The organism is Streptomyces sp. NPDC030799 (genome assembly GCF_055572255.1).
In genome coordinates, this window is record NZ_JBVIDS010000014.1 from 206,941 (window position 1) to 220,603 (window position 13,663).

12 protein-coding genes are annotated in these 13,663 nt (G+C 70.2%); 3 read left to right on the forward strand and 9 right to left on the reverse strand.

Annotated features, from left to right (window positions below):
* Positions 1 to 73: 73 nt before the first annotated feature.
* Complete coding sequence (locus tag ACZ41I_RS31795; RefSeq protein WP_363217001.1) at positions 74 to 694, forward strand: hypothetical protein; 621 nt, start codon at positions 74 to 76, stop codon at positions 692 to 694.
* Between the two features lie 465 nt (positions 695 to 1,159).
* Here the strand turns inward: ACZ41I_RS31795 and ACZ41I_RS31800 are convergent, their stop codons facing one another.
* The 6 genes from ACZ41I_RS31800 to ACZ41I_RS31825 form a co-directional block, all read right to left on the reverse strand.
* Positions 1,160 to 1,792, reverse strand: coding sequence for a hypothetical protein (locus tag ACZ41I_RS31800; RefSeq protein WP_363217003.1), 633 nt, complete (start codon positions 1,790 to 1,792; stop codon positions 1,160 to 1,162).
* Between the two features lie 68 nt (positions 1,793 to 1,860).
* Complete coding sequence (locus ACZ41I_RS31805) at positions 1,861 to 2,562, reverse strand: ribonuclease HII (protein ID WP_363217004.1); 702 nt, start codon at positions 2,560 to 2,562, stop codon at positions 1,861 to 1,863.
* 81 nt (positions 2,563 to 2,643) lie between these two features.
* A complete protein-coding gene (locus ACZ41I_RS31810; RefSeq protein WP_468515683.1) occupies positions 2,644 to 2,940 on the reverse strand; it encodes a hypothetical protein in 297 nt (98 codons plus the stop codon).
* 295 nt (positions 2,941 to 3,235) lie between these two features.
* Positions 3,236 to 4,141: an ADP-ribosylglycohydrolase family protein gene (locus ACZ41I_RS31815; RefSeq protein ID WP_363217006.1), complete on the reverse strand. Its 906-nt coding sequence runs from the start codon at positions 4,139 to 4,141 to the stop codon at positions 3,236 to 3,238.
* A gap of 12 nt (positions 4,142 to 4,153) precedes the next feature.
* Positions 4,154 to 4,813, reverse strand: coding sequence for a histidine phosphatase family protein (locus tag ACZ41I_RS31820; RefSeq protein WP_363217007.1), 660 nt, complete (start codon positions 4,811 to 4,813; stop codon positions 4,154 to 4,156).
* Positions 4,814 to 4,911: 98 nt separating this feature from the next.
* The gene (locus tag ACZ41I_RS31825) at positions 4,912 to 5,517 is read right to left on the reverse strand and encodes a YdbC family protein (RefSeq protein WP_363217009.1); all 606 of its coding nucleotides are present in this window, start codon (positions 5,515 to 5,517) and stop codon (positions 4,912 to 4,914) included.
* A 154-nt stretch (positions 5,518 to 5,671) separates the two neighbouring features.
* On the opposite strand from ACZ41I_RS31825, the gene ACZ41I_RS31830 reads away from it, so the two are divergent.
* Positions 5,672 to 6,202, forward strand: a complete 531-nt coding sequence (locus tag ACZ41I_RS31830) for a TerD family protein (protein WP_468324137.1) — start codon at positions 5,672 to 5,674, stop codon at positions 6,200 to 6,202.
* A 59-nt stretch (positions 6,203 to 6,261) separates the two neighbouring features.
* Here the strand turns inward: ACZ41I_RS31830 and ACZ41I_RS31835 are convergent, their stop codons facing one another.
* Both ACZ41I_RS31835 and nrdR read right to left on the reverse strand, forming a co-directional pair.
* The gene (locus ACZ41I_RS31835) at positions 6,262 to 9,156 is read right to left on the reverse strand and encodes a vitamin B12-dependent ribonucleotide reductase (protein ID WP_468515684.1); all 2,895 of its coding nucleotides are present in this window, start codon (positions 9,154 to 9,156) and stop codon (positions 6,262 to 6,264) included.
* Between the two features lie 165 nt (positions 9,157 to 9,321).
* On the reverse strand, positions 9,322 to 9,873 hold the full coding sequence (gene nrdR, locus ACZ41I_RS31840; RefSeq protein WP_363217013.1) for a transcriptional regulator NrdR: 552 nt from the start codon (positions 9,871 to 9,873) through the stop codon (positions 9,322 to 9,324).
* A 565-nt stretch (positions 9,874 to 10,438) separates the two neighbouring features.
* On the opposite strand from nrdR, the gene lexA reads away from it, so the two are divergent.
* Positions 10,439 to 11,218, forward strand: coding sequence for a transcriptional repressor LexA (gene lexA / locus ACZ41I_RS31845; RefSeq protein ID WP_023546157.1), 780 nt, complete (start codon positions 10,439 to 10,441; stop codon positions 11,216 to 11,218).
* Between the two features lie 200 nt (positions 11,219 to 11,418).
* On the opposite strand, the gene ACZ41I_RS31850 is transcribed toward lexA, so the two are convergent.
* Entirely contained in the window at positions 11,419 to 13,410 is a 1,992-nt protein-coding gene (locus ACZ41I_RS31850; protein WP_399772448.1) for an ATP-dependent DNA helicase, read from the reverse strand.
* Positions 13,411 to 13,663 lie beyond the last annotated feature (253 nt).

Here is a 13,663-nt window from a genome sequence, read left to right on the forward strand (position 1 = left end):
GCTCTGCTGCGGTGCGCGGTCCCCCGTCATCCGACCTCGCCCGCAGTGTGGGCGCGTAGCCGAAGGGAGGAACGTGACCTTCGGATTCGCCTCGTCCTCGGCGGCCTCGTTGTCGACGTCCGCGTCCGCCGCCTCCGCCAGTCGCCTGCTTGAGCCGGCCGAATGGGCCGCCGCCGGAATCCCTCTGCTGCGCAACCCCCGTGAGGTCGTCAGCGGGCTGCATGCCCGCCATGGGCCGAGGCCCGCCACGGCGATCGTGGCAGTGCTCGATCCGGACGAACGGCTGTGCGCCAGCGCGTCGTTCACGCGTCGTCCGTCCCCGGCCGACGGCTGGATGTTCCGCAACGCGCTGCTCGCACAGCTGCGCCGGGTCATTCCGCACGACCTGCGGCGCCGCACCCCGGTGCGCACGGCGATACTCGTCTACTGCCGTGAGGGCGACGCGCGTTGGACGGAGGAGGACGGCGCCTGGATGTGGGGCCTGCGTGACGCCTGCACGCTGCACGGGCTGCGGTGCGGGGCGTACATCACGCTGACCCATGATGGCTGGCACGTGCTCGGCGAGGGGCGCAGCGGGCGCCGTCCCAACGCCGAGTCCGCACCGGAGCCCCTCGCCCTGTCCGAGGCCCCGCCGCTCGCGCCGCGTACCGGCGGACCGGTCTCGGACGTCCTGCGGCGCGCGGCGGCTCGCTGAGGGACGCGGCAGCGGGTCAGGGCTTACGCCGGACCGTCTTCCGTGTCCCGGGCCGGGTCGCGCGGACAGCCGGCCGACCGCCCGCCGCGCGGGCTTCGGGGACGCCGTACGACGAGGGGGCCGTGCCGCGCCGGGAGACGCTGGCCCCTGCCGGGACCCGGCCGACACCTTGGACGCGCCCGGCGGTCGTACGAGACCTGCGAGATCCGCTTCCCGGATCCCCCCGGCGCGGCTGCGCGGGCGACCCTCATGGGCCGGTCCCGCCAGGCACAGGAACGTGATCCGAGACGGGCCCTCTGCCTGGCGGCCACGGCTGCGCAACCCGATGCTTCGGTGCCTCACCAGGAAGCCGCCCCGGGAGGGGAACGGCCGACGGCCGTCCGGGCATACCGATGGCAGCGCCGTGCGGATGCCGCCGGAGCGGCTCCTTCGCCGCCCCGGGTGCACCGAGGTGCGGGACGTGGCTCAGACGCCGGCGCCCAGCACCGAGTTGATCTGCTGCGGGTCGCCGCAGACGATCAGCAGGGCGCCGGCCCGGGCGTGGGCCAGCGGAAGGGCCGCGGCAGCAGCGGAGGCGGGGCCTCCGTTGACGGCCACGACGACCACGGGGCGGGACGCGGCACGGGAGGCGGTGGCGGCGTCCGCATAGAAGACGTCGTCACCGGCATCGTGCTGCGCCCAGTAGGAAGCTTCACCGAAGGACAACTCGTGCTCCGCCCACGGGTGCTGGGACCCGGTGGTGAGCACGAGTACGTCACCGGGGGCACGACCCGAGTCCAGCAGCAGGTCCACCGCCTCCTCGGCGGCGTCGAGCGCACCCTCGGCCGAGGCCGGGATCAGCTGGATCTGCGGGGTGGCCGGCGTAGCGGCGGGAGCGGCCGGACCCGACGGGCCCGGCTTGGCCGGAGCCCCGTCGCGCGGCGTGCGCTGCACCGGCGGCGTCGGCCGCGGAGGGCCGGGGCGACCGGGGCGGGACGGAGCCGCGGGGCGGGGGCCGGGTACGGGGCGGGGGGTCGGCGCGGTACGGCCGCTGGCCGGAGTGGCGCGGGGACCCTGGGCACTCTCGTGAATCTGAGGCTCCTCGGGAATGAGAGGCATGAGCTGATATTTATCAAACTTTGGTGCGGTGCGGGTGACCGGGTGGCACATCAGTGCGAGCAGAACCGTCAGAAATCGAAGCCGAGCTGACCCTCGATTTCCGGAACGCTTCCGTCCGCCCAGCTGCGGACCTTCTTGAGGTGCCGCCACTGGGGCAACGCATCAAGATACGCCCACGACAAGCGGTGGTGCGGGGTGGGCCCCCACTCCTGCAGTGCGGCCTTGTGCACGGGCGACGGATACCCGGCGTTGTCCGCAAAACCGAAGTCTGCATGGTCGATACCCAGTTCGGCCATCATTTTGTCGCGCTGGACCTTGGCTATCACCGACGCCGCGGCGACGGCCACACACGAGCGATCGCCCTTGATCACCGTGCGCACCTTCCAGGGGGCGCCGAGGTAGTCGTGCTTCCCGTCGAGGATCACGGCGTCGGGACACACCGGCAGGGCGTCCAGGGCGCGGACCGCGGCGAGTCGCAGGGCGGCCGTCATCCCCAGGTCGTCGATCTCCTCGGGGGAAGCATGCCCCAGCGCATAGGCAGTCACCCACGCCTGCAGGATGCCGGCCAGTTCCGTGCGTCGCTTGATCGTCAGCAGCTTGGAGTCGGTCAGCCCCTCCGGTGGCCGGCGGAGCCCGGTGATCGCGGCGCAGACGGTGACAGGTCCGGCCCAGGCGCCGCGTCCCACCTCGTCGACACCGGCAATGACCTTCGCTCCGGTCGTGGCGCGCAGGGAGCGCTCGACGGTGTGAGTAGGCGGTTCGTACGGCATGGCGCCCTTAGCGTACGCCGCCGGGATCGTCCCCCGACACCCCGGTCGCCCGACCTCCGCGCAGGTCACCGACGTGCGGGCTCAGCCCCCGTGGGGGCGGAGCAGCGGGAGCATCAGCCGGTCGGTCATCTCTTCAAGAGCCTGGTCGCTCCATTCGCCGGCGCACATCTTCGAGCGGTACATCGTCGCGGCTGCGACGGCATCGAAGACATAGCTGTCAGCCGCATCCGACCACACCTCTTCCCCCTCCATCCCACGGATGACGACTTCACTGAGGAGCTGGACAGTCGGCTCCACCACACCTCCGACGATCACCTCGTGGAAGCGCTCCGCCCGGATGCGATCGCACTCGTGAATTACTGCCGCGCCTGCCGGCACAGGGCGAGAGGGTCCTCGCGCACACTGCCGCGCACACTGCCGCGCACGGGGCCCGCCGGGAGGGGCATCCTCAAGTTCAGCACCACGGACCTCACTTGGGTGCTCCTGCTGTCCGCCGCCCGCAGCCGGAAAGCCGCGGAGTACGACGGGTATGAGAGGAACGGACGGTGGTAACGGAGAGTTCCCGGCGGACACGGAGAGTTTTCGCACATTGCCTGACCGGGTCCACCGCACACGGGAAGCCGTCAAGCGGGCTGCATCCGCGTGAAATGCCGAGTCCGAGGCGCCGGGCCCGTCAGGGCCCTGTCGGCACCCAGTCCGGCAGTGCCTCGACCCGCTCCGTCCATGCGGCGGGCGGAGCCCCGGCCTTGCCCGAGGCGAGCACGCCGCCCACGATCGCGCAGGTCGTGTCCACGTCGCCGCCCACCCCGGCCGTCGTCCAGAAGGCCGCCTCGAAGTCACCGAGGCTCCGCGCGGCGGACCAGAGGGCGAAGGGCACGGTGTCGTGGGCGGTCGTACGCCGTCCGCATCCCAGCACGGCCGCGACGGTGCCCGCGTCGCCGTAGTCGAGCATGTCCCGGGCACGCCGGAGTCCCTGGCCGACGGCGCTCTTCGGCACCAGGGCGATGACACCGTCGAGGAGTGACTCGGGGCTGGGCGGGCCGTCCGGCGAACCGGCCAGAGCCGCCGCCGCGGCCACGGCCATGGCGCCGACGACGGCCTCACGGTGCTGGTGGGTGGGGTAGGCCGAGATCTCAGCCTGGTGGGTCGCCTGCTCCGGATCGTCCGCGTACCAGGCACCGAGGGGCGCGATCCGCATCGCCGCTCCGTTGCCCCACGACCCCTGTCCGTTGAACAGGCCGGCGGCCAGCTCCCGCCAGTCCCCGCCCTCCCGGACCAGTCTGAGCAGACGATTGACGGCGGGGCCGTAGCCCCGGTCGAAGTCGTGGTGGTCGGCGAAGGAGCGGGCCAGCGCGTCCTGGTCGATGCGCCGGTGGGCAGCGAGTACGGCGACGACGGAGCAGGCCATCTCGGTGTCGTCGGTCCACTGCCAGGGCCCCGCGGGCAGCTCGCGTCGCTTCAGCAGGGGGTAGTGCGCGGGAACGAAGAACTGGGAGCCCAGGGCGTCCCCGACGGCCAGTCCGCGCAGGCTCGCCAGGGCGCGCTCCAGGCGTCCGGAGGAAGAGGAGTCAGCGGTCATCGCTCTGCCACTCTATCCGTTCACCCAGTAGGGAACCGGCTCACGCCAGCGTTCGAAAGGCCGGTCGAGCGTGTACTTGCCGTCGTCCCCCAGAACGAGCATCCGCATCTCGGCGTTCCCCGGATTCGCCAGCGACTCGAATTCCGCGACGGTCCAGTGGAACCAGCGCATACAGAACAGGCGCATCGCGAGACCATGCGTCACCAGGAGAACGTTCGGCGGGTGGTCCGGCGCCTCGAAGCTGCGGAACAGGCTCTCCAGGAAGCCGCCGACCCGGTCGTACACGTCGGCGCCGGACTCGCCCTGGGGGAACCGGAAGAAGAAGTGGCCGTACGCGTCGCGGTAGGCCTTCTGCAGGCGCACGTCGTCGCGGTCCTGCCAGTTCCCCCAGTCCTGTTCACGCAGCCTGGGCTCCTCCCGGACGCGTATGAGGTCGGGGTCGAGGTGGAAGGCGCGGAGCGTGTCGTGCGTCCGGCGGTAGGGGGAGACGTACACGCTCACGCGTTCCCTGCCGAAGAGTTCCCGGAGCTTCTTGCCGGTCTCCTCGGCCTGCCGCCGGCCGCGCTCGGTCAGCGCGAGGGCGTGGTCGGGTTCGCGTTCGTACACGGAGTCGTCAATGTTGCCCGTTGACTCGCCGTGCCGGACAAGGACGATGCGCCGTGGTCGTACCATGCCAAAACCCTAGATCGAACGAGGGGAGGTCGAGCACTCGTACGGCCCCATACAGCGTAGATCACACGAGTTTGCTCTTCGAACGCACGTCTGGGGCCTCAGACCGTCCAGGACGGCTCCAGGTCCACGATGTCACCGGAGAGCGCCGCCACGTCGGCCTCGGTCTGGGCGCGCAGCGCGAGGCGCTCCACGCGCTCGGTGCGGTACTTGCCGTGCTCGGCCGCGGACCGCCACATCGACAGGACCAGGAACTCCTGCTCGGGTGCCTCGGCGAACATCCCGCGGATCATCCCGGGCGATCCGGCCATCGCGGGGTTCCAGACCTTCTCCTGCATGAGTGTGAAGTGCTCGACGCGCTCCTCGTGGACCCGGCACAGGGCCACGCGGATCAGATCGGTGTCGGTGAACCGCGGCTCGAACCCCGTCTTCACATCGAAGCGGTACTCGAAGAGTTTGACATGGGCGTCCTTGAACGTGCCGGACTGGGCGGCCGCCAGGCGGTCGTGGGAGCGGGCCATGAAGGAGTCGTAGAAGGCGCGGCTCTCCCAGAAGGCGAAGATGTGCGCCACCCCCGGCCGCTGCCGGCTCCAGCCCCCACCCTGCCCCCGAAAACCCGGCTCCCCCGGAAGCCCCGCCCATTTCCGCTGCCCCCGCTCGAAACCGCGGCGGTCCACCACGGTGCAGCGAATCCACTTGACCAGCACCGCGCCATCGTAAGGCCACACGGCGTGGCGCCGGTCACGCTCCGGCGGAGATCACCCGCGCATGTGCCCCCGCGCGCGTGGCACGATGAACAAGAAGCCCCGACTGCAGACGAGTTGGGGACTGAGGCCACCACCCGGGGGAAGGGGAAGCCTGTTGACCGGCTTCAGCAAGGGAATCAGCAAGGTGGAGGTCGGGCTCCAGTGGGACCCCAGTCCTGCGGGCCGGCCGCCCACCGATCTCGACCTCGTCGCCGCGCCGTTCCTGGCGGACGACCCGTACGGGGCCCCGGCCTATCTCGTGCACTTCGACAGCCGCTCACCGGACGGCACCATCTTCCTCAACCGGGACAGCACGGACGGCAGGGGCTTCGGCTGGGACGAGGTCATGACGCTGGAACTGGACCGGCTCGACGACCGGTACGCGCGCGTGGTGGTCGGTGTCGTCATCCAGCAGCGCTTTGAGCACAAGACATTCGCCGACGTGCTGAATCCGGCCATGCGCATCCGGGTGGACCGCTACACCGTGCTCGCCGAGGACGACTTCGGCTCGGTCCCCCGGGCGACGGCGGCCACGATCGCCGAATTCGTCCGTGACGGCTCCGGGGAGTGGACCTTCCGTCCCGGCGTGCACGGCTTCGAGGAGGATCCCGCGACCTTCACCCGGGCCATGGGCAGGGCCCACTAGCGGTAAGGGGCGCCGGCCATTGCCGACGCCCCTTACTTCACTTCAGAAACTGCGCGTCATCAGCTGCAGCCGCTGGTCGAGCCGCAGCCCTCGCAGATGTAGCAGGAACCGGCCCGCTGCATCTTCGTACCGCAGGAGAAGCACAGCGGGGCGTCGGCCTGGATGCCCAGCTGCATCTCCACCAGCTCGGCGCTGGTGTGGGCCTGCTTCGGGGCGGACTTGACCGTCTCGACCTCGGCCTTCGGCGTGGCGACCGCCTTCAGTTCCTGGGCGCGCGGCGCGGACTGGGCCAGGCCCTCGACGTCGACCTCGTCGTCGGCCGGCTCGTAGGAACCGGTCTCCAGGTGCCGCTGACGCTCCTCGGCGGAGTGGATGCCGAGCGCGGAGCGGGTCTCGAAGGGCAGGAAGTCCAGCGCCAGGCGACGGAAGATGTAGTCGACGATCGACTGCGCCATCCGCACGTCCGGGTCGTCGGTCATGCCGGCCGGCTCGAAGCGCATGTTGGTGAACTTCGAGACGTACGTCTCCAGCGGCACGCCGTACTGGAGGCCGACCGAGACGGCGATGGAGAAGGCATCCATCATGCCCGCGAGCGTGGAGCCCTGCTTGGACATCTTCAGGAAGACCTCGCCGAGACCGTCGTCCGGGTAGGAGTTGGCGGTCATGTAGCCCTCGGCACCGCCGACCGTGAAGGACGTGGTGATCCCCGGGCGGCCCTTGGGCAGACGCTTGCGGACCGGGCGGTACTCGATGACCTTCTCGACCGTCTCGCGGATGGCCGCCTCGGCCTTCTCCGTGACCTCGGCCTTCTCCTTCTCCTTGGTCTTGGCGGAGAGCGGCTGGCCGACCTTGCAGTTGTCGCGGTAGATCGCGAGCGCCTTGACGCCCAGCTTCCAGGCCTCGAAGTAGATCTCCTCGACCTCCTCGACGGTCGCCGTCTCCGGCATGTTGACCGTCTTGGAAATGGCGCCGGAGATCCACGGCTGGATCGCGGCCATCATGCGGACGTGGCCCATCGGGGAGATGGCGCGCTCGCCCATGGCGCAGTCGAAGACCTCGTAGTGCTCGGGCTTGAGGCCGGGGGCGTCGATCACATTGCCGTGCTCGGCGATGTGGGCGACGATCGCCTCGATCTGCTCCTCCTGGTAGCCCAGGCGGCGCAGGGCCTGCGGGACGGTGCCGTTGACGATCTGCATCGAGCCGCCGCCGACCAGCTTCTTGAACTTCACCAGGGCGAGGTCGGGCTCGACGCCGGTGGTGTCGCAGGACATCGCCAGACCGATGGTGCCGGTCGGGGCGAGGACGGACGCCTGGGAGTTACGGAAACCGTTCTTCTCACCGAGACGGACGACGTCCTGCCAGGCCTCCGTGGCGGCGGCCCACACCGGGGTGTCCAGGTCGTCCATGCGGACGGCCGTGCCGTTGGCGTCCGCGTGCTGCTTCATGACGCGGTTGTGGGCATCGGCGTTGCGGGCGTAGCCGTCGTAGGTGCCGACGACCGCGGCCAGCTCGGCGGAGCGGCGGTAGGCCGTACCGGTCATCAGGGAGGTGATGGCGCCGGCGAGGGCGCGGCCGCCGTCGGAGTCGTAGGCGTGGCCGGTGGCCATCAGCAGGGCGCCGAGGTTGGCGTAGCCGATGCCGAGCTGGCGGAAGGCGCGGGTGTTCTCGCCGATCTTCTGGGTCGGGAAGTCCGCGAAGCAGATCGAGATGTCCATCGCGGTGATGACCAGCTCGACGACCTTCTGGAAGCGCTCGGTCTCGAAGGACTGGTTGCCCTTGCCGTCGTCCTTCAGGAACTTCATCAGGTTCAGCGAGGCCAGGTTGCAGGACGTGTTGTCCAGGTGCATGTACTCGCTGCACGGGTTCGACGCGGTGATCCGGCCGGACTCGGGGCAGGTGTGCCAGTTGTTGATGGTGTCGTCGTACTGGATGCCCGGGTCGGCGCAGGCCCAGGCGGCCTCGGCGATCTTGCGGAAGAGCGCCTTGGCGTCGACCTCCTCGATGACCTCACCGGTCATCCTGGCGCGCAGGCCGAACTGGCCGCCCGCCTCGACCGCCTTCATGAACTCGTCGTTCACACGGACCGAGTTGTTGGCGTTCTGGTACTGGACGGAGGTGATGTCGTCGCCGCCCAGGTCCATGTCGAAGCCCGCGTCGCGCAGGACGCGGATCTTCTCCTCTTCCTTGACCTTGGTCTCGATGAAGTCCTCGATGTCGGGGTGGTCGACGTCGAGCACGACCATCTTGGCGGCGCGGCGGGTGGCACCACCGGACTTGATGGTGCCGGCGGAGGCGTCGGCGCCGCGCATGAAGGAGACCGGGCCGGAGGCGTTGCCGCCGGAGGACAGCAGCTCCTTGGAGGAGCGGATGCGGGAGAGGTTCAGGCCGGCGCCGGAGCCGCCCTTGAAGATCATGCCCTCTTCCTTGTACCAGTCGAGGATCGACTCCATGGAGTCGTCGACGGACAGGATGAAGCAGGCGGAGACCTGCTGGGGCTGCGACGTGCCCACGTTGAACCAGACGGGGCTGTTGAAGCTGAAGATCTGGTGCAGGAGGGCGTACGCCAGCTCGTGCTCGAAGATCTCCGCGTCGGCGGGGGAGGCGAAGTACTTGTGGTCCTCACCGGCCTTCCGGTACGTCTTCACGATGCGGTCGATCAGCTGCTTGAGGCTGGTCTCGCGCTGCGGGGTGCCGACGGCACCACGGAAGTACTTGCTGGTGACGATGTTGACCGCGTTCACCGACCAGAAGTCGGGGAACTCGACGCCACGCTGCTCGAAGTTGACCGAGCCGTCGCGCCAGTTGGTCATGACGACGTCACGGCGCTCCCACGACACCTCGTCGTACGGGTGTACGCCGGGGGTGGTGTGGATGCGCTCGACACGCAGCCCCTTGGTGGCCTTGGCGCCCTTGGCTCGGGAACCTCGTGCCGGACCGCTCGCCGTCTCTGTCATGCCGCCTCCCTGTACGGGCAAAAACGCCCTGAAGTGCCCCGTTTGTTCCCGTGGCACGGTGTTCTGTCTTGTGTTGCGGGCACCCTCAGCCGCCACCCGCAACAGGTCTTCGGTCGCCGCCTCCCGGCCGGAACCCGGGGCTCCTCCCGGCGTCCGGCCCTCCGGTCAGTCGGCGGCGTGGGCGGGCACGGGAACCCGAGTGGTCCCGCCGGGCCCTCGATCGTCTTCCTGGCTCCCCGCTGCCGCGTCATCCTCGTCCGCGGCGGGGCCTCCCGTCGCCTCCCTGAGCTCCGCGATGGCGGCCTCGAAGTCCTCGAGCGAGTCGAACGCCCGGTAGACGGAGGCGAATCGCAGATAGGCGACGAGGTCGAGTTCCTGCAACGGGCCGAGTATGGCCAGCCCCACGTCGTGGGTGGTCAGCTCGGCGCTTCCGGTGGCCCGCACCGCCTCCTCGACCCGCTGGCCGAGCTGGGCGAGTGCGTCCTCGGTGACAGGCCGTCCCTGGCATGCCTTGCGCACGCCGTTGATGACCTTGGCACGACTGAAGGGCTCCGTGACCCCCGACCGCTTGATCACCATGAGCGAGCACGTCTCCACGGTCGTGAAACGACGGGAGCAGTCGGGGCACTGACGGCGCCTGCGGATCGACGTGCCGTCGTCGGTCGTACGACTGTCGACCACGCGGCTGTCGGGGTGCCTGCAGAAGGGGCAGTGCATGATCTCCAACCCTCCTCACAGCAGACTCAACAACCTCACCGGGTCTCATGGGCCCCGCGAAGCAGCCCTAAGCATAGGGGATCGCGGAGCCACTTCAGACCCGGGGGACCACAATTTGTGGGCTGCCGTAGCCATCCAACCACTACATGTGGGGATTGACTCATACGCCGAGGCGGGCTCGCGTGTCGCCGCAGAGGACAGCGGACATGCGCGCACACAGGTGACGACAGGGACACGCGGACGCGGAGCCGTATCACTGTGGCGCTTACGGGGATACCGTGGGCGCCGCGCGGAGGACGCGTGGCACTCCGGCACACCAGGGACCCGAAGCCCGGACGGCCGGGTTCCGGATGGCAGACTGGGGTGGCGGCTCACGAGGTCGGCAATCCCGGCGGTGAAGAGTACAACAATGGGCGCTTTTGCCCGCCAGGCAGCGCGTCAGCAATACACCCAGACACGCGATCGCGTCAGGTGAATCGCACTTTTTCACTCGAACGTGTGTTTGGCGCAACCTTTCGAAAGCAACTACCGTTGTGCAGCAGGGAGACCATCGAGAGGGGCCGACGTGACCACCACCGCAGACAGTGCCACCATCACCGCCCAGGACCGCTCCCAGGGCCGAGTCGAGCCGGTACACGTGATGAACGAAGCCACGAATCCCGAGGGGCACAAGCGCTCCCTGCCGGGCCGACCTCCGGGAATCCGGGCGGACAGCTCCGGACTCACCGATCGGCAGCGCCGCGTGATCGAAGTCATCCGTGACTCCGTCCAGCGGCGCGGATACCCGCCGTCGATGCGGGAGATCGGCCAGGCCGTCGGCCTCTCCAGCACCTCGTCGGTCGCACATCAGCTCATGGCGCTGGAGCGCAAGGGCTTCCTGCGCCGCGACCCGCACCGGCCCCGCGCCTACGAGGTGCGCGGCTCCGACCAGGCCGTGAGCGTGCAGCCCACGGACACCGCCGGCAAGCCCGCCGCGTCCTACGTCCCCCTGGTCGGCCGTATCGCCGCCGGTGGCCCCATCCTCGCGGAGGAGTCCGTCGAGGACGTCTTCCCTCTCCCCCGCCAGCTCGTCGGCGACGGTGAACTGTTCGTCCTCAAGGTCGTCGGCGACTCCATGATCGAGGCCGCGATCTGCGACGGTGACTGGGTCACCGTGCGCCGTCAGCCGGTCGCCGAGAACGGCGACATCGTGGCGGCCATGCTCGACGGCGAAGCCACCGTCAAGCGCTTCAAGCGCGAGGACGGCCACGTCTGGCTCCTCCCGCACAACGCGGCCTACGAGCCCATCCCGGGCGACGACGCGACCATCCTCGGCAAGGTCGTCGCGGTGCTGCGGCGCGTGTGACGCCCGCGGCGGGCGGGCCGCACGGCCGCTCGCTCCCTGACCGGGCCCCGGAACCCCTGCGCCGGTTCCGGGGCCCCGCTGCATCCAGAGGTCCTCAGCGCCCAGCACCGGGGTGCTACCCGCGTCGGCCTTCCGGGGTGCTCCTGGGCGCTTCCCCGTGGCGGGGTGGCCTGACCGGCACCGGTCACGCCACCCCGCGATCACTTCGCCTCCGCGTACTCCGCTTCCGCCGCCTTGGCCGCCGCATCGATCGCGGCGAGCGACTTGCGCACCTGGTTACGGTCCGTCGTGTACCAGAAGTCCGGCAGTGACGCCTTGAGATAGCCGCCGTACCGTGCGGTGGCCAGTCGCTGGTCCAGTACGGCGACCACACCCCGGTCCCCCGACGCGCGGACGAGCCGCCCGGCGCCCTGGGCCATCAGCAGGGCCGCGTGCGTGGCGGCCACCGCCATGAAACCGTTGCCGCCCGCGTCCTCCACCGCCTTCTGCCGGGCACTCATCAGGGGATCGTCGGGACGCGGGAACGGAATCTTGTCCATGACGACGAGCTGGCAGCTGGGCCCGGGGACATCGACGCCCTGCCACAGGGACAGCGTGCCGAACAGGCACGTCTTCGGGTCGGCCGCGAAGTTCTTGATCAGTTCACCGAGGGTCTCCTCGCCCTGGAGCAGGATCGGGAACTCGGGGATCCGGGAGCGCAGCTCCTCCGCCGCGAGCTGTGCGGCCCGCATGGACGAGAACAGCCCGAGCGTGCGTCCGCCGGCCGCCTGGATGAGCTCGGTCAGCTCGTCGAGCATGTCGGTGCGCTCGCCGTCACGCGCGGGGCGTGCGAGGTGCTTGGCGACGTACAGGATGCCCTGTCTGCGGTAGTCGAACGGCGAACCGACATCCACCCCCTTCCACTGCGGCAGATCCTCGCCCTCCACGCCCTCCGGGCCGAGTCCCAGCGAGGCACCGACCCCGTTGAAGTCGCCGCCCAGCTTGAGGGTCGCGGAGGTGAGGACGACGGCGCGGTCGGCGAAGAGCTTCTCCCTGAGCAGGCCCGAGACGGACATGGGAGCGATCCGCAGGGACGCACCGAAGCGGTCGTGCCGCTCGTACCAGACGACGTCCCACTCCGAGCCGTTCAGGACCCGCTCGGCCACGTCGTGGACCGTCTCCACCGAGGCGAGCGCCTGCTTGCGCACCGCGTCCTCGTCCTGCACCGACTTGTCGCGGGTCGAGCCGAGCGCGGTGATGACCGTGCGGGCGGCGTCCCGCAGCGCCATGAGGGCGTAGCCGAGGTCTTCCGGGATCTCCTCCAGGCGGCCCGGCAGGGCCAGCTCCATCAGCCGCTCGAAGCCCTCCGCGGCGGTCTGCAGCTGGTCGGCGGCCTTCTCGTCGACGAGCTTGGCGGCGCGGCGCACCGCCCGGTTGACCTGGCCGGGCGTGAGTTCACCGGTCGCGACGCCGGTGACCCTGGAGACGAGTTCGTGGGCCTCGTCCACGATCAGCACCTCGTGCTGCGGCAGCACCGGCGCGCCCTCGATGGCGTCGATGGCGAGCAGTGCGTGGTTCGTGACCACGACGTCGGCGAGCTTGGCACGCTCGCGGGCCATCTCGGCGAAGCACTCGGCGCCGTACGCGCACTTCGACGCGCCCAGGCACTCCCGCGACGACACCGACACCTGCGCCCAGGCGCGGTCCGACACACCCGGGGTGAGATCGTCCCGGTCGCCGGTCTCGGTCTCGTCCGACCAGTCGCGCAGCCGCAGGAGGTCCTGGCCGAGCTTGCTGGTGGGCGCGGCGGCCTCGAACTGGTCGAAGAGGCCGTCCTCCTCGTCCTGCGGCACGCCCTCGTGCAGACGGTGCAGGCAGAGGTAGTTCGACCGGCCCTTGAGCATCGCGAACTCCGGGCGGCGGCGCAGCAGCGGGTGCAGGGCGTCGACCGTGCGGGGCAGGTCGCGCTCCACGAGCTGGCGCTGCAGCGCCAGGGTGGCCGTGGCGACGACCACCCGTTCCCCGTGCGCGAGCGCCGGCACGAGATAGCCGAGCGACTTTCCGGTGCCGGTGCCGGCCTGGACCAGCAGGTGGGATCCGTCGTCGATCGCCTCGGCGACCGATTCGGCCATGGTCACCTGGCCGGGGCGCTCCGTCCCGCCGACAGCGGTGACGGCGGCGTGCAGGAGCTCGGAGAGTGGGGGCTTCGTCATAGCGTGACCAACCCTACGGCCCGGCACTGACAAACGTGGGGCGGAAGCGAACAGCGGGGGCCGGGCTCCCGGGCGGCCGCCCGGAGACGACATCCTCACGGGTGACACCGCTCGCACCACCCGGCCCGCACCGACGTCCGCCCGGCCGGCACCACGTCCGCCCGGCCCGCACCACGTCCGCCCGCCCTGGCGCGCACCGCCGAGCCCGCACCGACCTGCGCCCGGCCCCGGCGCACACCGCCCGGCCCGCACC

Bases quoted from the DNA above. Each gene is read 5' to 3' on its own strand.
- nrdR (WP_363217013.1), bottom strand. From the start codon at position 9,873: ATGCACTGCCCCTTCTGCAGGCACCCCGACAGCCGCGTGGTCGACAGT.
- ACZ41I_RS31835 (WP_468515684.1), bottom strand. From the start codon at position 9,156: ATGACAGAGACGGCGAGCGGTCCGGCACGAGGTTCCCGAGCCAAGGGC.
- ACZ41I_RS31805 (WP_363217004.1), bottom strand. From the start codon at position 2,562: ATGCCGTACGAACCGCCTACTCACACCGTCGAGCGCTCCCTGCGCGCC.
- ACZ41I_RS31815 (WP_363217006.1), bottom strand. From the start codon at position 4,141: ATGACCGCTGACTCCTCTTCCTCCGGACGCCTGGAGCGCGCCCTGGCG.
- ACZ41I_RS31800 (WP_363217003.1), bottom strand. From the start codon at position 1,792: ATGCCTCTCATTCCCGAGGAGCCTCAGATTCACGAGAGTGCCCAGGGT.
- ACZ41I_RS31850 (WP_399772448.1), bottom strand. From the start codon at position 13,410: ATGACGAAGCCCCCACTCTCCGAGCTCCTGCACGCCGCCGTCACCGCT.
- ACZ41I_RS31820 (WP_363217007.1), bottom strand. From the start codon at position 4,813: ATGGTACGACCACGGCGCATCGTCCTTGTCCGGCACGGCGAGTCAACG.